This is a genomic window from Photobacterium galatheae (assembly GCF_000695255.1).
Classification (GTDB): domain Bacteria; phylum Pseudomonadota; class Gammaproteobacteria; order Enterobacterales; family Vibrionaceae; genus Photobacterium; species Photobacterium galatheae.
In genome coordinates, this window is the sequence record NZ_JMIB01000028.1 from 15,313 (window position 1) to 35,533 (window position 20,221).

17 protein-coding genes are annotated in these 20,221 nt (G+C 47.8%); 7 read left to right on the plus strand and 10 right to left on the minus strand.

Features of this window, described 5'->3' with window-relative positions:
• Positions 1 to 251 precede the first annotated feature (251 nt).
• Positions 252 to 1,412, minus strand: a complete 1,161-nt coding sequence (locus tag EA58_RS14420; RefSeq protein ID WP_036754261.1) for an MFS transporter — start codon at positions 1,410 to 1,412, stop codon at positions 252 to 254.
• A 732-nt stretch (positions 1,413 to 2,144) separates the two neighbouring features.
• Complete coding sequence (ylqF, locus tag EA58_RS14425; RefSeq protein WP_081819685.1) at positions 2,145 to 3,092, minus strand: ribosome biogenesis GTPase YlqF; 948 nt, start codon at positions 3,090 to 3,092, stop codon at positions 2,145 to 2,147.
• A gap of 277 nt (positions 3,093 to 3,369) precedes the next feature.
• Between ylqF and EA58_RS21060 the strand changes: the two genes are divergently transcribed.
• Entirely contained in the window at positions 3,370 to 4,173 is an 804-nt protein-coding gene (locus tag EA58_RS21060) for a hypothetical protein (RefSeq protein WP_051642119.1), read from the plus strand.
• On the opposite strand, the gene EA58_RS14435 is transcribed toward EA58_RS21060, so the two are convergent.
• Positions 4,142 to 7,156, minus strand: a complete 3,015-nt coding sequence (locus tag EA58_RS14435) for a glycosyltransferase family 2 protein (protein ID WP_051642128.1) — start codon at positions 7,154 to 7,156, stop codon at positions 4,142 to 4,144. The genes EA58_RS21060 and EA58_RS14435 overlap by 32 nt on opposite strands.
• Positions 7,149 to 7,970, minus strand: coding sequence for a glycosyltransferase family 2 protein (locus tag EA58_RS14440; RefSeq protein ID WP_036754267.1), 822 nt, complete (start codon positions 7,968 to 7,970; stop codon positions 7,149 to 7,151). Before EA58_RS14440 ends, EA58_RS14435 begins: the two co-directional genes overlap by 8 nt.
• A gap of 393 nt (positions 7,971 to 8,363) precedes the next feature.
• On the opposite strand from EA58_RS14440, the gene EA58_RS14445 reads away from it, so the two are divergent.
• The 5 genes from EA58_RS14445 to EA58_RS14465 all read left to right on the plus strand — a co-directional run bounded on the left by EA58_RS14445 (position 8,364) and on the right by EA58_RS14465 (position 12,632).
• Positions 8,364 to 8,828, plus strand: coding sequence for a hypothetical protein (locus EA58_RS14445; RefSeq protein WP_036754447.1), 465 nt, complete (start codon positions 8,364 to 8,366; stop codon positions 8,826 to 8,828).
• 70 nt (positions 8,829 to 8,898) lie between these two features.
• The gene (secD, locus tag EA58_RS14450; RefSeq protein WP_412177948.1) at positions 8,899 to 10,737 is read left to right on the plus strand and encodes a protein translocase subunit SecD; all 1,839 of its coding nucleotides are present in this window, start codon (positions 8,899 to 8,901) and stop codon (positions 10,735 to 10,737) included.
• A gap of 3 nt (positions 10,738 to 10,740) precedes the next feature.
• Positions 10,741 to 11,667, plus strand: coding sequence for a protein translocase subunit SecF (secF, locus tag EA58_RS14455; protein WP_036754271.1), 927 nt, complete (start codon positions 10,741 to 10,743; stop codon positions 11,665 to 11,667).
• A gap of 188 nt (positions 11,668 to 11,855) precedes the next feature.
• On the plus strand, positions 11,856 to 12,260 hold the full coding sequence (locus EA58_RS14460; protein WP_036754273.1) for a VOC family protein: 405 nt from the start codon (positions 11,856 to 11,858) through the stop codon (positions 12,258 to 12,260).
• Positions 12,261 to 12,401: 141 nt separating this feature from the next.
• On the plus strand, positions 12,402 to 12,632 hold the full coding sequence (locus tag EA58_RS14465) for a hypothetical protein (protein ID WP_036754274.1): 231 nt from the start codon (positions 12,402 to 12,404) through the stop codon (positions 12,630 to 12,632).
• A 68-nt stretch (positions 12,633 to 12,700) separates the two neighbouring features.
• Here the strand turns inward: EA58_RS14465 and EA58_RS14470 are convergent, their stop codons facing one another.
• Together EA58_RS14470 and EA58_RS14475 are read right to left on the minus strand one after the other, a co-directional pair.
• Positions 12,701 to 13,234, minus strand: coding sequence for a hypothetical protein (locus EA58_RS14470; protein ID WP_051642120.1), 534 nt, complete (start codon positions 13,232 to 13,234; stop codon positions 12,701 to 12,703).
• 162 nt (positions 13,235 to 13,396) lie between these two features.
• On the minus strand, positions 13,397 to 14,374 hold the full coding sequence (locus EA58_RS14475; protein ID WP_036754276.1) for a GlxA family transcriptional regulator: 978 nt from the start codon (positions 14,372 to 14,374) through the stop codon (positions 13,397 to 13,399).
• A gap of 207 nt (positions 14,375 to 14,581) precedes the next feature.
• Between EA58_RS14475 and EA58_RS14480 the strand changes: the two genes are divergently transcribed.
• Positions 14,582 to 16,426, plus strand: coding sequence for a beta-ketoacyl synthase (locus EA58_RS14480; RefSeq protein ID WP_036754278.1), 1,845 nt, complete (start codon positions 14,582 to 14,584; stop codon positions 16,424 to 16,426).
• 67 nt (positions 16,427 to 16,493) lie between these two features.
• On the opposite strand, the gene EA58_RS14485 is transcribed toward EA58_RS14480, so the two are convergent.
• The 4 genes from EA58_RS14485 to EA58_RS14500 form a co-directional block, all read right to left on the minus strand.
• Positions 16,494 to 18,143, minus strand: coding sequence for an AMP-binding protein (locus EA58_RS14485; RefSeq protein ID WP_235199623.1), 1,650 nt, complete (start codon positions 18,141 to 18,143; stop codon positions 16,494 to 16,496).
• Between the two features lie 263 nt (positions 18,144 to 18,406).
• Positions 18,407 to 18,889, minus strand: coding sequence for a CreA family protein (locus EA58_RS14490; protein WP_036754283.1), 483 nt, complete (start codon positions 18,887 to 18,889; stop codon positions 18,407 to 18,409).
• Between the two features lie 108 nt (positions 18,890 to 18,997).
• Complete coding sequence (locus tag EA58_RS14495; RefSeq protein WP_036754285.1) at positions 18,998 to 19,438, minus strand: VanZ family protein; 441 nt, start codon at positions 19,436 to 19,438, stop codon at positions 18,998 to 19,000.
• 13 nt (positions 19,439 to 19,451) lie between these two features.
• Positions 19,452 to 20,183 carry a S1 family peptidase gene (locus EA58_RS14500; protein WP_036754452.1) on the minus strand — a complete coding sequence of 244 codons (732 nt, stop codon included), beginning with the start codon at positions 20,181 to 20,183 and terminating at the stop codon, positions 19,452 to 19,454.
• Positions 20,184 to 20,221: the final 38 nt, after the last annotated feature.

Sequence of the window (20,221 nt, forward strand, 5' to 3'; positions counted from 1 at the left end):
CAGGATGACAAAAGGACCACTTCAGGAAGAAGTTAGGACACCTCCAGGATGGAGACGAGAGTTGTAACAGGATGTTGCAACGGGTCAAGAAAGACCAAATGGAACACCTCCAGGATGGAGTTTTAGGGAACGCTGAAGGAAACAGCAGTATCATGGAATGATGCAGGGAGCACTAACGTAGCGGGATTGCTGCAAGTAAGACCTAAGGGCGCAACGAAAGTTGCGCCCGCTCTTTTTTCTGCCTTCAAAATTCAACCAGCCACGACCTGCGGCTTTTGTTTCAGACTCACCATCAGCATATAGACGGCAGTACTTGCCAATGCGATAAAGAAGAAATTCACCAGTCCGTGCGTCTGTGTAAGAAAGCGACCTGCTGTCAGCGGTCCAACGACAGATCCCACACTGTAACTGAACAGCATAATCTGAGTCGCAGATACAATCTGGGATGAGTCCAATTCATCACAGGCGAGGGAAATTGCAATCGGATACAGCGCGAAAGAGGACATGCCCAGGAGTGCCAGTCCAATCACCATAATAGAGTAACCCTCAACCAGGCTCATTAAACCCGTCGCAAATATGCCCAGCAGGCAGGCTGCCGCCATTAGCAGTGATTTGCTCATTCGGCAGGAAAGTGCACTCACCACAGGCTGAATTGCCATGCCGCCTAATACTGTTGAAGCCATCAGTCCGCTGATCTGCTCTGCATTCAAGCCTTGTAACTGTAAAGAAAAAGGCAGCAGGCCGTAGATCGAACTCATAACTATCCCGGAGACAAGACATCCCAGTACGGCAGGTTTGCTTAATGCCCGGATCTGCTTTGTGGTCAGGCTGACATGTTGCTCACACGCTGGCTGAGATTGTTTGGAGACCAGTGCAGGCAGGATGGCCACCAAGAGCAATGCCAGAATGCTGAAAAAGGGGAATAAGCCTTCTACGCCAATAAAGCCAATGCCGAACTGTCCAAGCGTACCGCCCCCGTAAAGCGCCGTCATATAAAATCCCAGCCGTTTAGCGCGCTCTTTTTTACTGTCACCAATCAGTAACCAAGATTCCACAACCACAAAAATACCGGCCACTGCCACACCAGCAACGAATCGTGCCAGCAGCCAGATCCACTGTTCAGTCATCACTGGCATGATGACGATGGTCAGTGCCAGCAATAGCTGAAAGCCGATGAAAGACAGTCGGTGACCATGTCGTGCGACAACATTTTCAATAATCAATGCCCCGAGCAGAAGCCCAAGGTAAAAAGTACTGGCCAGCCAGCTTGCAAGCGAGGCTGGCAGTCCGTAGTGACCCAAGGTTAAAGGAATCAGGCTCATTAGATAACCTGATGCAATCGCAAAAGCTGTCAGTCCGGCAACCGGTACAAAAATACCGCCAGACTGACGAGCCGCAGTGATTTCACTCACTACAGTATTCTCCAGATTTCAGGGGGCAGACCTGTACAGAGGTCGTCTGTTATGACGACAAGCAGGATCCGCTCAAGGTTTTGCAGGATAGGTTTCGGGAATGCTGGATTGGAACAGCCAGTATCCCGTAAATTTTGCGCAGAATATGGACTGAAAAAACGGTGAGGTAAAATGAGAAAAAGTAATATCCAAACATGGTTTTTCTTACACTTGATATAAGAAAATGATGCTATTTAGAGGTATGTGTATTACATTGGGTTATTATCATGTTAACAAAATGATATTTTCATAAATAACAGTGTGTTAGTTTTTTTATTTATCCGTAGAAAGCCATTGTTTCGTGGTGAAATGATTCGTCATCATTGCATTGTTTTTGATTAAAAAATAAACAATCTGGTTTTGATATCTAAAAAAAATTTTGGGGCATTTTTGGCAGGCGCTGCTTCAGACACCTTTTGGTGCAGTGTTTCACTGAATCTGTGCAAATTTGTTTGAGATAAAACAAAGGACTAGCGTCATTTGATTGTAAAATCGTTTAAAAACAGATGGATGCAAAGGTGGCATGGTGTGTGCTTTAGTAAAGGCAGGCTGCGATGGTGATATGCTGGTCATTGAATGGGTTTAGATGATCAGCCCATTCCGCATCATCGGGGCTACTGAGTGTAGGTACATTTTGTCAGTCATTGACTAGGGTGCTGTTCCGCGTAGCGGGGGAGCAGCACCTTTTTTTATTTATCTCTTGTTTCTCAGATAACGCTTGCGGCGCTCTTCTTTGTTTTTGGCTTTCTCTGCAGCTTTCCGTTCATTCTCAATCGCGACATCAATCAGCTCTTGCGTAATCATCTCCGGGCGTTCCATGGTGATCTTACCCAGGGTGCCATTGCGCAGTTCATTGATCAGAATTTCTGAAGCTTTGTGCAAATCGACTTTTCCGCCGGAACGCAGGCAGCCACGCTTACGGCCAATCGCTTCCATCAGTTCAATATCGGTTTCCGGCAGTTCTTCGTCCAGCTCGTAACGTTGCTGAATCAGCTCCGGATAAGCTTCTTTCAGGTACTCAATGGTATAGAAGGCCACATCAATGTAGTCCATTGCAGTATCTTTTACCGCACCAGTCGCAGCCAGACGGAAACCGCTGTGTGGGTTTTCGACCTTTGGCCACAGAATCCCCGGTGTGTCAGACAGCACAATCCCGTTTTGCAGGTTAATCCGTTGCTGCTGGCGGGTGACTGCCGGCTGGTTGCCGGTAACTGCAACAGATCGGCCTGCCAGTGTGTTGATGATTGTCGATTTACCCACATTCGGAATGCCCATAATCATGGTACGAATGTTCTTGCCCATTTCTTCACGACCAGGCGCAAGCTTCCGGCACAACTCCAGAATTTTATGGACTTCGTTTTGGTTTTCCGTCGTGATCGCCATTGCTTTCACGTTGTGTTCTTTTTCCAGATGCGCGATCCATAGCTCTGTCATTTCAGGATCAGCCAGATCACGCTTGTTCAGCACCTTGATCACCGGTTTTTCGCCACGAATCGAGGCAATCAGCGGGTTCTCACTGCTGAAAGGAATGCGTGCATCAAGCACTTCAATAATGACATCGACTTTAGGAATGGCTTCTTCAATTTCTTTACGGGCTTTGTGCATGTGCCCCGGAAACCATTGGATACTTGTGCTAGACATTTGAAAAATAAACCTTATTGGTGTTGCCTTGTGGAAGCAAAAAAAGAAGTACAAAAGCAGAGGAAAAGATCCCGAATCCTGTTTTTGATCAGTTCGCCTGCAATCTGCATGATCGCAGCCCACAAAGTTGCTTTGTTTGGGGGGATCTTAACACTAATCTGGTGGGGCATGGTAGGTAGGAGGGAAAGAGTGAGGCATCTCTGATGCTGCGATATTTTCGATGGTGCTCTTAAGCTGCTTTGTGTGTTCATAGGTTCGTGGTAACAGTATTGAATAGATGAATAAAAACTTTGAACGGATTGAATGGGAGGTGAGTGTGGATGTGTGGCATGTGATTGGGAATGGACCTGGAGAGCTTGATCTCAGTCACAATGAAAAGATAGTCCGGTTCAACCAGCCTTTCATTGAGAATGAAAGAATGTGCCTGACAATTACAAACAGTAAGGTAGCTGGTCTGAAGAAAGGTATGCTGATTCAAGGTACTCCACCAGGCGTGTGTTTTACCGAAAGATTAGCAATGAATAACCGAGAGTTAGAGGCCCATCTTGGGTGTAAACCGTCACTGGGATTACTCACCATCAAAACAATGCTTGAGTACGATGTTTCCGTAAAAGTACATCGTATGGCTTTATTACCATCCTTGATAAGGCCGCAAGAATATTCAGAAAGAAAAGCGTTGCCAGCGGCATATCATAACTGGCTGGGAGAGCGGCGGTTAGCACAGTCATTGTTGGACGTACGTCTTATTTGGCCAGAATTTGTGTTACGCGAACCTGATAAGGGAAGCACTGATGTTGTCCCTGACTTTTCTGTGTTGCGCGAATTGCCGAACTTGCCCAGAGACGAAGCGGGTAAACTGTGGGAAAAGTTCTCCAACGTTCATTATCATGTTTGGCTCGAACAAGCTGATCATGAAAAGTTAAAATCTGTCGAGTCACTTTTTTACATTTCACGGGATAGTGATGTCACACTCAATTGGTGGATGTATGATAATCAACTTTCTTTCATTGTTTCTCGTCTTCAAAAAACGCTTGCGTTTGTCCAGCAAGTTATCTGTCTACAGAGCGGAGTGAAGGTTTAGATAATAATTCTGAAATGAGAGATTCCTGATGTTGTTTTTCCTCTTGGTTGTAATCAGAGCGATCATGCCAGTAAGCATATCCGAAATCGATGTATATGGGATGGGTAGCAAGCTCTGACATGGGTATCATCGTTAAGTAATCTGTGGTGGTTTCGAACCAATTTCCACTACTTTTCCGCTTAAAGTAGGATTCAGGAATTTGCTCGAACAGTTCTTTGGTAAATACTCGTAGGTGACTCCATACATTTCCACCAGCTACTTGTCTTGGATTGGTGTAATCAGGGTGATATAGATTCAGTGGTTTGTTTGGCCGATACATGGGCATCTGAATGAGGTCAGCCCCTTGTTGTTTTGCATTAAGTAAAGTACAAATGACATTCGTCTGCATCAAGCAATCATCTTGATCTAAAATTGCTATCAAGCTTTGGGGATCTTGGCAGAGCTCTTTTATTGCTAATAAAAAATTCGGTATTCTTCCTTTATGTCTATTGTGTCTCACTAAAGTTGTTTTCGTAAATAAATCTCCTAGTAATAGAGGATAACACCAGTTGTGGGTTGCGCCACTGGCATCGTCAATCAAAATAATACCAAAATCTTGATTTTTTTGGCTCCGCAATGAATCCAGACATCGTTTGAGCCGAGCATATTTGGTATATCTGCCTTTTAGCAAAAATACAATGGCCTCTTTTCTTGGCACATTGTGCCATTGAGCACCTGGAATCCAATCAAACTGTTCGTATTGTTCTGCTGGTTCTCTGCCCTGTGCAATCAGATCTCTGGTTACCGCCAGCCCTGGCAGGTGTTTGTGCTCATTACGTGGGTGGACATAATAACTGTGAGAAGCACCACCACGGACTGCTCGAAGTCCTCTGACTCCCATCGCTGTTTGTAATGCTCTGTGCCAGGTGAATAGCAGATGCTCTCCGGACATCGGGTTATCAATTGGTAACTGGTTGCGAATTCGGTTGAGGTCCAAGAGACTAAATCTGACTTCAGGCGCAAACTCTCCTGGTTCTCCATGGTAGGAAATAAATTGTTTGCTCTTGTGTGGGATATTAAACCCGACAGCCAATACGTCCTGTGGTTCACAGGCAGAAAGCATGTCACCGATATAGTTGTGATGCCAGTTTCGGCGACCGATAAGTACATCTAAATCACACTGTAATACATAAGGTGTAGTTACTTGATCGAATCCCCATAATTGAGAAAAAAGCGGGGCGTTGTTTATTGTATGGGGATTTACACAGTTGGCCTGTGAGAACCACTTTTTATAGGTTTTTGCGATGATGGTGTTAGAATTTGCAGGGGCGATGAGTACAGTGTCAATGATCCCATCATTTTTCAGCTGATTTGCCTGTTGAAGCACAGAGGCTAGCTGTTCTTCAGCATATTGACGCAGAAATTTTCCCTGATGAGGATCAATAAGAAGAACCTTCTTGGCAAAAGAAACCGGGAAGCTAAGCTGAGTTACGATATGTATGACTTGATCGGTGAGTAAACGAGCGTCTTGGCCACAAGCCTTAATGAATAGGGTTACAGCATTAATCTTTATTGGAGCGGCAGGGTTTGAATGATTGTCAGACCTGACACATTGTGGATGAAGAGAGGTGATAATTTCGCTATAGAAGTGTTCAAAACCAGGAAGTGCTTTGAGCGCATCATCTTGTCTGCGATAACTCTTCCTTCGAACGAATTCTTCATCTGGATTACCCAAAATACCAATTGAATACAAACGCGCACACATGTCACGAAATTTTGATGTGGTGAGGCGTTGAATATCTTTCCCTATATCGATGTATTGCAGTTCACCATTCGAAGTGATGATCAGATTATTCCTTTTGATGTTGAGGGTACTTACACCAGACTGGTACAGCTTTTTTAAATAGCAAATGATCATCTGTTTGGGGATGTTTTTTTCTGGCACATTACTACTGTCATAGTCAGTTTGGTACTGCCACAAGTCATCTTCTTTTGTCCACTTAACTTTAGATACAGGAAGGTTTTTTTCTGATAGCAAAGATATTAGTTTGTATACGTCGTTATCAGTAATTGCCCAAGGGTAGAATTCTTTAACGACTAGGTTATCTTGAAGCCATACGACACCTTCCATACCAATACCAAGCAGATGTTTCTTGGCGGCCAGAAGATTGCTCCATTTTCTGGCTGCATACGCGAGTCTTTTTCTTTGATCTTGCCAGGCTTGATTGGATTTGTTTTGCTTAGTGTCTTCTCCATCCAAGGAGTAAATTGCGTATATGGGGAATGGGCAAATTGCTATATCCGAAGGGTGCTGCATTAATAGCCGACTTACGAGCCAATGGTCTTCGGCACTTCTGATATTTGGATATCGAAGGCCGAGGTTTGTTCTGAGAATAAGGTTGCAAGAGGGAAGTTCGCGTTGTGTTATACCAGACGCAAATTTTTCGATAAATCCTGCGAGTTGGAAATGGTCACTGAGTATGTTGGGATCTGCGATGTTGACATTGGCGAGAATTTCACCGTCTTTTCGCAATTTATTACTTCCAATAGCTGCTTTTTTTCCTGTGTTCCGTACAGTATTCCAAAGCGCTTCCAGGCTATTTGCAGCGAAAAATTCATCATCGGCGTCAAGCCTGGCAACCCAATGTATATTCGGTTGTGCATCAGTCCAGTCTAGCAGAAGGTTGCGTGCACGGGCTGGAGAGCCACATTCAGCGCTCAAAAGTGTAATTGACGGATGGTGAAGCATGGTGCCCAGCTCTGAAGACCAAATCTCGTCAGAACTGTCATCTAACACAACAATTCGAGCGATGCGCCGTTTTACCAGTGTCTGGTTCAGTGCACTTTTCAAAGCGTGGCTTAATGCTTGAGTCTGGTTTTTGTGAGGGATGGCTATAACAATTTCAGCGTTCTCAAACTCTGCAGCATCATGAACCAGCTGACAATTTCTGTCGCATAGTATTTCAACATATTTTTTTGGCGCTTTTTTTTTGAATTTAGTCATGTTTGCCATCTATTTGTAGTAATTCATCCAATATTTTTGTCTTGGAAAGAGAAAAAAGTTTATGAGTACGCTGGAAATAGCTCTCCAGATCTTGTGATGTCATCTTGTGCATATGTAATTGCAGAAACTGGGCACACCCTCGAAGTTTTTGTTGCGAACCTGACGCGGAAAGCGCATCTGGCGATTGATTACATATCCAGTCAACCGTAGCAATGTGGGTGTAGTTGATCTTTTCGATACCTGATTCTATGACCCGGATAGCAAAATCCCGGTCATTTCCACTAATTAATCCATCTGTAAAGCCATTTACTTTGGTGACTAGCTCCGTTTTAATGAACGTGTTTGAACCATGCCAGCCAGGATTCCCGATGAGGAAGTCATGAAGTGAAATATTTTGGGGAATATGAACGGTGGCTATTTCCTTATTTATCAGGACGTTTATTCCGGAAAGGACGACATCTGCTGTACCTGAGTCGCTATTATGGAGACACAATGCCAAGTGTTCAGGGTGCCATCGGTCATCATCGTCAATCATCGCAATGTAACTATCGGGAAAGTGTTCTGAGATGAAGTCTATGCCGGTATTCCAACTGCCAGCGGCGCCGGGAATGCGTGAATTGGTCATTGTATATAGTGGTATGTTTCTGAGCTTTATTTTTAATGAAGTCACTTCATCATTGGTCAGAGGCTGGTTATCTGATATTAATATAACCGCTGTTGGTGAAAGTGTTTGGTTGATAATTGAAGGAATCGCATTTTCTGTAAGTAGTGGCAGTCTAGGGGTTGTAGCTATCAGGACAATGATGTTTTTCATTTTTGTATCATTCGTTAATTACGTTTTTTCTATGATATGAATGTGAGAGGATAATTTCATGTTTCTTATGGCTGTTTTACAACTCATCTCATCTTTTTGACTGATGAAGCTAAAAAGTGAATTTCTTCAACAGTTAATATTGAGTGCTGTTAAAATTAAAACATTGGTTAAAAGGTAAGTCATTGTTTTATCATTATTACCGATAGCCCACTCCATTTAAATCCACGCTTCGTTCATTAAAAAAATCTAAGCGATATCGCATGTCTGAGTTTATCTTCGTTGGTTTTGGAGTGGAGCATGTTGGGAATCACTTTGAGAATCCCCAAAAATTTTCCTTGAGCAGCATCGCACTCAGACATACACTGCTTTGTGGTTTTTGATGTAGGCAACCTGATGTCCTGGCATGTGATTCGTATTTTCTGGTTATCGTTTTTTGCGTGGGTATTGCCTGCGCAGGCGATGGCATGCCTGGATGATAAGGGGGCGACGACTGGTCAATCCACGGTTGTTGTCCAGTCTCATCTGCTGGATACTGTTCTCAGTGAACATGCGTCACAGAATCAGAAACCCCAGAATCCGGTACCGGCAACCGAAACGCGATCTGCCGGTTCAGCGGTTGCGATTCTTCATTCTTATCGCTGGAATATTCCAGAACGCCACAATGTACATGATGGTGAGCCGGATCTTTCTGGCTGGGTTCCGCCGTTATATCCCGTCACCGATACTCGTCTGGCACTGCGATTTGTGCAGCCGCCAAAGCACGTCTCGTATCAGGATTTCCACCCTTCCTATCGTCTTTCCGGCTGGAAAGAAACCAACGCCATGTATGTCGCGTTGAATAGCCAGTACTTCTGCTGATATTCCCTATCTAATTAGTGACATTGTCACAATTCTTGTTTTTTAACTCGGCATAACCGCTGAGGGGATATTGATGAAGAAAAAAAATGTAAAAGCACCGGCACGGGTGCTGAACCACTATGCTGCGTGGAAGTATGTGGTTCTGGTCGTGACGCTTATCGTTCTGGCATTGAGTGCCATTCCAACCTGGTACGGTGAGCGGCCGTCAATTCAGATTCAGTCCGCGAATACTGGCAGTGAACTGAGCAATGTCGTCAGTGTGAACCAGTATCTGAAACAGCAGGGCATCGATACGCAGGAAATCACGTCGCAAAACAATCAGATGCTTTTGGTTTTCGAGAATGAAACCGAGCAGGCACACGCACGCGAAGCGTTAGACAAGTTGGTCAAAGAAGACGATAACATCACGTTTTCGTATGTGTCTGTTGCACCGAAGTGGTACGGGCAACTGGGATTCAATCCGATCAAGTTAGGTCTGGATCTGCGGGGCGGTGTGCAGTTCCTGCTCAATGTGGACGTTGGTAAAGCCTTTCAGGAACAGCGTGACACCATCGTGGACGACGTGAAGGATATGCTGCGTACTGAACATCTGCGCGGGATACGCATCAGTCAGCTTGGCAGTGATGGGTTCAGCGTTGAAACGAAGTCGGTGACTGCGCTGAGTCAGGTGAGCCAGTTGATCAAACAAAATTACCCGGGCTGGGATATTCAACGGAGTTCCAACCGTCTGACTGTGACGCCGACTCAGCAGAATCAACTCGATTTTCAGTCGGCAACGCTGCAACAGAACCTGAAGATCATGCGGGATCGCATCGAAGAGCTGGGCATTACTGAAGCGCTGGTTCAGCGCCAGGGAGAGCACAGCATTCGGATTGAACTGCCGGGTGTTCAGGATCCGTCTCAGGCTAAAAATGTGATTGGTGCGACCGCAAGTCTGGCATTTTATGAAGTGAAAGACGGCTCAGTCGTTGCCTCTGGTGATGATCTGATCCTGAAAGACAACAGCGGCAGAACCGTGGTGCTGAACAAGCGTCCAGTCCTGACCGGAGATCACATCGTGAATGCGCGTGCCGGCATGGATCAAATGGGTTTCTCGGAAGTGAATATTTCGCTGGATCGTGCCGGGGGCAAGATCATGAGTGATTTTTCGGGTAAGCATATCGGCAAGCCAATGGCGACCGTGTACCGGGAATACAAAACCAATGCCCGGGGGGAGACGGTACGTAGTGAGCGCGTCATCAGTGTGGCAACGATTCAGTCGCAACTGGGCAATCAGTTCCGGATTACCGGCGCTGGTTCTGCAGATGAAGCACAGCAGCTTGCACTATTACTGCGTGCCGGTTCACTGACGGCACCGGTGACCATTGTTGAAGAGCGCACCATTGGCGCATCGCTGGGTGCAGAGAACATTGAAAATGGATTTTCTGCTTTGGCTTTAGGGATGGCTATGACACTGATGTTCATGGCGCTGTGGTACCGTCGTTTGGGCTGGATCGCAAACGTCGCACTGATGGCAAACATGGTCTGTCTGCTGGGTTTAATTGCATTGCTGCCAGGTACCGTGCTGACCCTGCCGGGGATTGCCGGTCTGGTGCTGACGGTGGGGATGGCAGTGGATACCAATGTGCTGATCTTTGAGCGGATTAAAGACAAACTGGCCGAAGGCCGAAGTTTTGCTCAGGCGATCGATCTGGGCTTCAGCAGTGCATTCAGCACGATTCTGGATGCCAACATCACCACGATGATTACCGCCCTGATTTTGTATTCCATCGGGAACGGACCCATTCAGGGATTCGCACTGACATTGGGGCTGGGTCTGCTGACCAGCATGTTTACCGGCGTATTTGCTTCACGCGCCATGATTAATCTGATTTGGGGACGCGACAGCCGTCGTGATGTGAGGGTATAAGTTATGGTTACCTATTTGAAATCCCGTATCCGGAACATTCGTTATATCACCACCTTTTTGTCCATTGCACTGATGGTGATTTCCCTGGCAGCACTGGCGATCAGAGGCCTGAACATGGGGCTGGACTTTACTGGGGGGATGGTGACTGAAGCGGTAGTGAGCCGCTCGGTGAGCAACCATGAGCTGCTGGATGTCCTGAAACCAGCTTTGGGTGAGTCAACCTCTGTAACCAAATCCGGGGAAGAAGGGCGCTGGGTGATTCGTTATCCATTAGCAAATCAGGAAGCCGGGCAGGCTTCAGAACAGGGACAGACGGCTCCAGATATAGATCAACTGCTTCATCAGGTGTCCAGCAACGTGGAGATCATCAGTAATAGTATGGTGGGCTCACAGGTTGGTCAGGATTTGGTTGAACAGGGAGGCTTAGCGCTGCTGGTGTGTGTACTGTGCATACTGGGCTATCTCTGCTTTCGTTTTGAGTGGCGACTGGCCAGTGGTGCGTTGTTGGCGTTGATTCATGATGTTGTGTTGGTATTGGGATTCTTCGCACTGACTCAGATGGAGTTCAATCTGACGGTCTTTGCCGCTGTGCTGGCGATTTTGGGGTATTCGCTCAATGATTCCATCATTATTGCAGATCGGATCCGTGAATTACTGGTCGCCAGACAGAAAACGCCAACGCCAGATATCAATGATCAGGCGGTGATTGCGACCTTTTCTCGTACCATGGTGACATCAGGGACGACGCTGATTACCGTGGCTGCATTATGGCTGATGGGCGGCGCACCTTTGGAAGGCTTCGCGACGGCGATGTTCATCGGCATCATTTCCGGCACCTGGTCATCAATTTCAATGGGTACGGTTCTGCCGGAGTGGCTGAAGCTGGAACCTAAGCATTATTTGCCGGTTGAGGTTGATTTAGCGCCTTAGTCAACATCAACAAGAGAGGTCAGCGCAAGCTGGCCTTTTCCTGAGTGTCGTTGTTGAAGAGAATCGTTCCCCGGCTATCTTCAGGTCCTGATGAGTTCAGAAAACTCAGAACTGGCTGGTCTTGCTGGCACAGACTTTCAGACAGGACTATCTTTGATCTGCGGCACTCACCAGTAACCGGAGGAATGATGGAAAATCCGTTTAAACATCAGGGAGCATTCAGTTGGTCTGAACTTGTGGTCGATGATGCTGAAAAGGCAATTGAATACTACACAAAAGTGATTGGCTGGACGATCGAATCTGTTCCGATGCCCGGCGCGGCTGAAGGGCAGCAATACCATATTATTAAGGCAGGTGATGATCCGGTCGGCGGGATCATGGAGCGCACGGCAGAGTGTTTTCAGGCTCAGGTGGGCTGGTGGAGTTATATCACCGTTGATGATGTGGATGCCTGTGTGGCAAAAGCGGAAGCAGCTGGTGGTAAAGTGTTGTATCCGCCGATGGATGTGCCGAGTGTTGGCCGAATGTGTGCCATCATGGATCCTTGCGGCGCTGTGGTGTCAGTGATTCAGTATGTGAATGATATGCAGTGATTTTTCAGAGAAATGGAACCTGTGGCAGTGGAATTATGCTACTAACGGATCTTTGTTCAACTGCCATTCAACTTGATTGTGTCAGGCTGAACGTCTGAAACAGGTATCTTCCTGCTTTCTTACCTGAGTATGAGGTGACAGATGAAAAATATCATTGCTGGCGTTATTGCACTGGTAATTGGTTTCTTTGCGCTGACTTTCGCAACAGTGGTGGGCGTTTTCATGGCCTTAGTTGCTTTTATCGCTCAACCGTTCCTGAAGCGTAAACTATCGAAACAGTACGCGACGTTTTATGCTGGCAAGACGAATGGTGCAACCAGCCAGGGACGTGTGATTGAAGGTGAATATGAGCCTGTCCAGCACAATCGATAAGCGACAGTGAATCAGAAAGACACAGAACGCCAGCCAGCAGTGCTGGCGTTTGTTTGATATGCATAAGCTTACTCTGCGTGCAGGCAATGAAAAAAAGCGTCAAGGTGGCCGTCTTCTGAATAAAAGCGATAGCGCCGGTTGGCGCTCTGCAACTCAAAACGCCCATGATCTTCAGCAATCAGCCGAACCAGTACATCAAAGGCTTGCCCCGGATTGCTCCCCCCCAGACGTACTAAGTGAGAAATACTGTAACTGCGATCAGTATCAGCGATTCGGATGCTGCCGTAGTATTTTTTCCAGTTGGCAGTAAAGACTTCGACCGGTTGTCCGGTTCGGTAATAGCTGAAGTTTTCAAATCCTTTGGGGTAGGAGATATCTGCTTTTAAGGCAACATAACGGCGGTTGAATCCCTGATCGGCAATCAAGGCAATCTGGAAATCGGTTTCGATGCGATTGAACTGGTTTTTCGCCAGATGGTAGAGGTCTAAACGACAAACCTGAGTGCCTAACATTGTGCGGCTGGTTGGTAACGGACCGGCAACAGCAATGTGAATGGTACTGGACGCGAGAAAAATGATGTACAGCCAGATACGACACAACATTTCAAAAGACGCCTGTTTACGGCGAGGCTCTTGTGGCCTCGATTCTAGACATTTTTGTATTTCCTCTTGATAGCATAGCGACCATTTGCATCCACTTCCGCTCAGGGTGGCGCTAAGTATCTGAGCGGATCATGATTTTTGTCTTCCGTCTCATGACTGAGCTTATGCTTGGTAAATTTTTGCTTTCACCATATTGCGGTATTGTGCGGGACTGAGGCTGAACTGTTTCTGGAAACGGGTACTGAAGTGATGCGCATCCCGGTATCCAACCTGTTCTGCCACATCCTGAAGGGACAGACCAAAGTCACGTAATAAGCTTTGTGCTGCCTCCATGCGCAGAGACTGTAAGTACTCATGGGGTGTCTGTCCTACTTGTGTTTTGAAGCGGCGCTGAAAGGTTCTGAGTGGCAGGCCACATTGTTCTGCGATGTCTTTGGCGGTGACCGGCAGTGCCAGGTTGCGTTTGAGCCAGTCTTGCGCCAACGCGATCGATTCGTCGAACTGCACCTCGCCACCGATCTGATAGAAGGGCTGCTGATCCGACTGGGAAATCTCATGACCAAAATGGGTTTCTACGGTTTTTGCCACCGACTGGCCGAAATGTTCACGGATCAGGTACAGAATCAGTTCCGATTGCGAGTTAATACTGACCGTGCAATACAAACCGTTGGCGACAGTGATTGAGGCTTGGCGGTTCAGGGTGATCTGAGGATATCTTGCGGCGAATTTATCGTAGTAATACCAGTGGGTTGTTGCAACCTGATGGTCCAGAAGTCCGGTTTCAGCCAGCCAGCAGACACCGGTGCCGGTTGCAATGATTTTTGCACCTTGTTTGTATTGTTGTGTCAGCCAGGGGATCAGTGCCGGACTTTGTTTCAGGACAGACACTGGATTGCCCCAAATTGGAGGCAGAATGATGAAGTCGAATTCGCTGGCGCAGTCCAGTGTCATGTCTGGCTGGATGCGCAGGCCGGATTTTAGCTCTGGTGGTGACAGGCTGCTGGCTACAACAGAAATAGTGACTGGCTGAGATTTCTGGATATGTCGGGGGCGCAGACCTCCAGCGCTGGTAAGCATTTCAGCGGCAAGAGAAATGCCGGTGATCAGGGCGCGGGGGTAAAGGACAAATGCAATGTTCATCGGAGATGCCTGGGCTGATGTTCTGTGGGCCACAGGTGTAATTTTCTGCCTGAACGATTGCTGAAGTGGTGAGAGTCAGCGCTTCGAAATTGGCTCGATCGCACAAGTGTGGCGTATATGTCAGTAATTATGGCGTAATTGCCTGATGTAATACCAGTGTAACTTGGTAATCTGACAGGCAAGTTAGTTATCAAGTAAGAATTACCCATGAAGTTACCTCTGATTGTCGGAATTGGCGGCATGAATGCCGCAGGTCGTAGTTCAGGTTTTCACAGTTATAAACGCATGCTGGCTGATATCCTGCCGGCAAGCGACATGCATTCAACCTGGCAGGATCTCGCTCATCGAATGGGATTGGCTGAAGGGGAAGTCACCGAATCTGTGATTGAAGCGATCAAGGCGGGCACGCTGGTTCGCCGGATTGAAAGTTTCGACCCGGATCGTGTGTTACACCAGTACAAAGCGGCGCTGTCTGCGGGCAGTGAGCAAATTCGCTTTACATTACGCAAGTCGAAATTACCGGCACATATTCCGGAGAACTGGGACATCGCAGAAGCGGGCAGCAAAGTGCATGTGACCGTGAACGGTGAGCTGGACGCACTGCTGGCAGACTATACGGCTTTTCCGGTCAGCAGCGGGGGAAACATTCCCCGTGGTTTTGAGCCGGGTAAACTATACAACTCCCGTTTCCATCCCCGTGGTCTGCAACTGACCGTTTATGGTGCATCCGATGCCCTGAATTCTCTGGGGGTAGATTGGGATGAAGTGCTCAAGCATATTCGCCCGGATGAAATTTCAGTGTATGCCGGGAGTGGTCTGGCACAGATTGATGATCAGTCGCTGGCAGGGATGGTCGCAGCACCGCTGACCGGCGGCCGAGTCAGCTCCAAAATGATGGCCTTGTCACTGGCAGAAATGCCCGCGGATTTCATTAACGGTTATGTGATTAACAGTGTCGGGACAACGGGCACCAGCATGGGTGCCTGCGCCACCTTCCTGTATAACCTGCGTCAGGGATTGTTGGATATTCAGAGTGGACAGGCGAAAGTGGCGATTGTCGGGAACGCTGAAGCACCTGTGGTCTCTGAAATCATGGAAGGTTTCCGCGTCATGGGCGCGCTGGCTCAGGATGAAGAGCTGCGTGCTCTGGATAACAGCGATACGGTCGATAACCGCCGTGCCTGCCGTCCTTTTTCGGACAATGCAGGCTTTACCATGGCAGAATCAGCGCAATTTGCTGTGCTCATGGATGAAGCGCTGGCGCTGGAACTGGGTGTAACTATTTACGGCACTGCCGCGGATGTGTTCATTAATGCCGATGGTAACAAAAAGTCGATTTCAGCCCCCGGTGTCGGTAACTATGTGACTGTCGCCAAGGCCACAGCACTGGCACAGGCCATTCTTGGTCCTGACGGTGTGAAAAAAACTTTTGTGCAGGCGCATGGAACCGGCACACCACAGAACCGAGTGACCGAAAGTCACATTCTGAATGAAGTTGCGAAAACCTTTGGGATCACAAACTGGCCCGTGACCGCGATTAAATCTTACGTGGGTCACTCCATGAGTGCGGCGGCCGGTGATCAGCTGATGGCGTCACTGGGCGTCTGGCAGTATGGCTGGATTCCCGGGATCAAAACGATTGATCACATTGCGGAAGATGTTCATCAGTCGAATCTGAATATCCTGATGGATCATTATTTTGCCGGAACGACCGGTGATGATATGCAGGGCGTGATTATTAACGCGAAGGGCTTTGGCGGGAACAATGCCTCTGCACTGGTCTTGTCTCCTCAGCAGACCTTGTCGATGCTGGAGAAGAAATATGGCGAGGCTGCGATGGCTGAGTACCTGAGCCGTAATGAAAAAGTCCGTGAAATGATCGCAGAGCGTGACTTGCAGGCGTGTCAGGGAGTTGAGGAGATTCGCTATTCTTTTGGTGAATCTGTGATGGATGAGTCCTCTGTCAGCCTGACTCAGGAAGCGATCCAACTGTCAGCTTTTGGGGAAGCGATTGCTTTACCGACCGTGAACCCTTACGCAGATTATCAGTAATTCAGTCTGAGATTGAATGAAGAACGGGCAGCTTTAGCTGCCCGCTTTTTTACGTTTTTTATCTGTCTTATTCTTCCCACTGAATCAATTGCCCTTTCGGCCAGTGACTGCCTGTCTCATGGTATTTTTTCTCTAACAGGTGTCGTTTAATTTTCAGCGTAGGGGTCAGAATGCCGTTTTCGATGCTCCACGGTTCTTTGATCATCAGAACCCCTTTGATCTTCGCATGAGACTCCAGCTCTTTGTTGATGGCTTCGATGGCGTGTGTCACTCTGCGGGCATAGCGCTCCCGGTCAAAGTCTGGATAATCATGGGGGACTGCCAGCAGAATTGGTGCCGGCATCCCAGAGCCGACCACACACATCATTTCAATACTGCTCAGTTCAAACAAACGCTTTTCAATGGGAACAGGGGAGACAAATTTCCCTTTGGCTGTTTTGAAGTTGTCTTTTTTACGGCCCTGAATGGTCAGGTATCCTTCTTCATCTAAACTGCCCAGATCGCCTGTATGCAGCCAGCCTTCTTCATTGAAGCTCTCTTTGGTGGCAATGTCGTTCTTGTAGTAACCCGAGAACAACCCTTTACTACGCACCAGAATTTCATCATCTTCAGCGATTTTGATTTCAATACCAGGGCCTGCGTTGCCAACGGTGCCGATTTTTTCACTGCGGAAAGGCAGGTTGAGGGTGCCATAGGCAAAGTTCTCCGTCATGCCCCAAGCCTCGGTAATGTTCAGACCAATGGTTTCATACCAGCGCAACAGGGCCGGTGAAACCGGTGCAGAACCGCAACCCAGTACACGTGCTTCATTCAGGCCCAACCCATCAGCCAGCTTCCGTTTGATCAGGCCGGAGATGAACGGGATCTTCAGTAACAGGTTTAACCGGGCCTGCGGTAATTTATCCAGAATGCGCTGTTGGAATAAAGTCCAGAGACGGGGGACAGAAATAAACAGAGTCGGGCGGTGCATTTTGACATCTTCAATGAAGGTATCGAGTGACTCAGGAAAAGCCACCTGAACACCAGCCATCATGGATGTTCCCAGTATGTATACCCGCTCGGTAATGTGCGCCAGCGGCAAGTAGGAAAATAAACGCTCGTTCTCAATGATACCGATATGGTTAATCAGGTTTTGTGCAGAAAAAGCAAATCCGCCATAGGACAGCATCGCCCCTTTCGGCAAGCCCGAGGTGCCGGATGTATAGACCAGAGACATCATATCGTCATCCTGATGAGACGGGCGTTCCTCGAACGGGGTGTGGGCATGGATGAGTGCATTCATCTCATGCTGGCATTCCGGTACATCCGGATAGGGGAAGCTGACTGTCGTGATGTCCGTCAGTCGGCTGGTCACGGCATCAATGGCACGAGTGTTATCCAGTTTGCCGATGAACACCAGTTTGGACTCACTGTGTGTTAAACAGTGTTCAATCGTTTCTTCTCCGGCAGTGGGGAAAATGGGCACACTGACATAACTTCCCAGCATCATGGCCAGATCGCAGATATACCACTCCGCACAGTTTTTAGAGATTAAGCCAATTTTGTCACCGGGTTGTAAACCCATCGCCCGGAGTGCACTGACCAGACGTAGTGCTTTATCCGCGACATCGGCGTACGTGAAATCAGAAAACTGGCGATTGATAATTTGACGAAGAAAAACCTCATTCGGTCGTTGCTCAGCCCATTGCAATACACGTTCGTGTGGTAATACCTGCATCTTGAGCGATTCCCTGGAAGTATTTGGCTGTAAAGGCAAAGTCATGGTTCCGTTCCTTGGTTGTTATTATCTTGTTAAATTATTAAAAGCGGCTTTCTTAGCACCGTCAAGCGTTCACTGTAGTGTTTTTGAGGTAAAAATCTAAATCAAAGTTCAAAATCTTGGCTTAAGTCATTGATTTGTGATGTTGATTGCGACGGAGGACAACATTGGAGCAGCCCTGAAACTGACCAGAGCTGCGGTATGAAAATTGTTACAACCGTTTACGGTTGGGCTGGCGTGGATGGTTCTTTGTAGGCTTTGGTGCCCCACAATGGCACGGTAGACAAGCTGTGCTTGTAGCTCCCTGAGGTTTCTTTGGTTGCATAGGACAGATACATCAATGTCTGGCTGTCAGCATCAAAGATCCGTCTGATCTTCATGGTTTTGAAGAAAACACTCTTCGATTTCTTGAAAACCACGTCACCGCCTTTGGATTTATCGATCGCAGCGATCATTTCTGGCGTAATTTCTCCGGTCTGACGGCAGGAAATGGAAGAGTCACTTGGATCTGAAAAGTCCAGATCGGCTTCAATGCTGGCAATGTGGCAGGTGACGCCGGGAATTAAGGGATCACTGAGTACATTGAGCTTGATATCCTTCGTGGTAAATACGCCAAGACTGACATCGCCGACTTCGTTGTCTGAACAGCCTGCCAGTAAAGATGCTCCCGCGAGCATTGCGGAAAAGAGCAGTGCGCGTTTCATTCAAGGTCTCCATGATGTGTAATAAGAACATGCCAGCATAACCGGAAAAGATGTCTTTTACCTGACTGCCCCTCAAATATTTGTCTGAATGTTTCGAAACACAATGGGTTATCTGTGGTTGCCAGGGGGACGGTTTATCGATGATTGCAGCAGAGACCAGGAAAGGAGTCCTCCCAGAATGACTCCGGTCAGATTCGCCATGGCATCGGAGATGGAGCTTTCCCGGCCGGGTTGGAGCGTGCCCTGAAGGGCTTCCAGCAGACTGCCATAAAATCCTAAGCACATTAATACATACAGGTATCGTTGCCGGTGTTTACTGATCAACAGTGCCAGCGTGGCAAAGAGTCCGTAGCAGAGGGCATGTAAAATAAAATCCAGATGGGCGATACCGTAGCTTTTCAGATCAGTCAGAGTGCCTTTTTCTGCTGGGGGCATGAGCGTCAGCCAGGTGATGAGCAACCCGTGTCCCCAGAAAAGCGCCCGGGCACAGTGCAGTAGTTTTCGGGTTTTGAGCTGTAGGTAGAGGGCGTTGAATTGAGTCAGCGGCACAGTTTCTTTCCGGTTAGGGCCGAGCTTTCAGCAGCCGGCTCAAATGGCTGACAGGAACGGCATAAGTAATGGCACTGGGCTGGGCCAGTGCGTTTTCTTTTGTATTTTTCACCAGTACTTTATTGATAATAGCGATGACTTCACCGTTATTCTGGCTGTAGACCGGGCTGCCGCTGTTTCCGGGATAGGCCGTGGCATCTAACTGATAGACAAAAAATGGGTTCTTCAGATGCTTCAGCCGCGAGACAGAGAGCTCTTTCGCAGTGCGTGCCGGAATTGCAATGGGCGTGATGCTGGAGATCATTCCCCTGTGCGTGACCGGATAAAGGCCCAGAATTGCCCCGATGGGGAATCCGGTAAAGCTGTAGATTTCACCTTCCCGAGCCTGATGGGAAGAGAGCCGAAGGGCAGGTAGCGGTTGGCCGCTGATTTTGAGAATGGCCAGGTCATGTTCAGCATCCCGTGCGACCACATGTGCAGTGCGGATATCCGGTGCTTTGCCTGTCCCGACAAAAACCACAAAGGTTGTATTCTTATTTGTCGCGATGGTGGTGGGGACGACATGGCTGTTGGTCGCAATGAGCGACCCATCTCCGATCGCAAAACCGGTCCCGCTTAAACTGGCTCGGGGAGTGGCCAGTTTCTGATAAGTACCTACGCCGACGATGGAAGGCTTAATCTGGCTAATGACCTCAGGTAATGCGGCGTGGGCGGAAAATGGCACTGCCAGCATCACCAGTCGCATGAAGAATCCGGTCAAGAGTGCACTGTAAGTTCTGACAG

Excerpts from the sequence above, each read along its gene's own strand:
- EA58_RS14485 (WP_235199623.1), bottom strand. The coding sequence starts at position 18,143 with ATGCAGGTATTACCACACGAACGTGTATTGCAATGGGCTGAGCAACGA.
- EA58_RS21060 (WP_051642119.1), top strand. The coding sequence starts at position 3,370 with ATGAATAAAAACTTTGAACGGATTGAATGGGAGGTGAGTGTGGATGTG.
- EA58_RS14470 (WP_051642120.1), bottom strand. The coding sequence starts at position 13,234 with ATGTTGTGTCGTATCTGGCTGTACATCATTTTTCTCGCGTCCAGTACC.
- EA58_RS14480 (WP_036754278.1), top strand. The coding sequence starts at position 14,582 with ATGAAGTTACCTCTGATTGTCGGAATTGGCGGCATGAATGCCGCAGGT.
- EA58_RS14500 (WP_036754452.1), bottom strand. The coding sequence starts at position 20,183 with ATGCGACTGGTGATGCTGGCAGTGCCATTTTCCGCCCACGCCGCATTA.
- EA58_RS14435 (WP_051642128.1), bottom strand. The coding sequence starts at position 7,156 with ATGACTAAATTCAAAAAAAAAGCGCCAAAAAAATATGTTGAAATACTA.
- secF (WP_036754271.1), top strand. The coding sequence starts at position 10,741 with ATGGTTACCTATTTGAAATCCCGTATCCGGAACATTCGTTATATCACC.
- EA58_RS14445 (WP_036754447.1), top strand. The coding sequence starts at position 8,364 with ATGTCCTGGCATGTGATTCGTATTTTCTGGTTATCGTTTTTTGCGTGG.
- ylqF (WP_081819685.1), bottom strand. The coding sequence starts at position 3,092 with ATGTCTAGCACAAGTATCCAATGGTTTCCGGGGCACATGCACAAAGCC.
- EA58_RS14440 (WP_036754267.1), bottom strand. The coding sequence starts at position 7,970 with ATGAAAAACATCATTGTCCTGATAGCTACAACCCCTAGACTGCCACTA.
- EA58_RS14465 (WP_036754274.1), top strand. The coding sequence starts at position 12,402 with ATGAAAAATATCATTGCTGGCGTTATTGCACTGGTAATTGGTTTCTTT.
- EA58_RS14490 (WP_036754283.1), bottom strand. The coding sequence starts at position 18,889 with ATGAAACGCGCACTGCTCTTTTCCGCAATGCTCGCGGGAGCATCTTTA.
- EA58_RS14475 (WP_036754276.1), bottom strand. The coding sequence starts at position 14,374 with ATGAACATTGCATTTGTCCTTTACCCCCGCGCCCTGATCACCGGCATT.
- EA58_RS14460 (WP_036754273.1), top strand. The coding sequence starts at position 11,856 with ATGGAAAATCCGTTTAAACATCAGGGAGCATTCAGTTGGTCTGAACTT.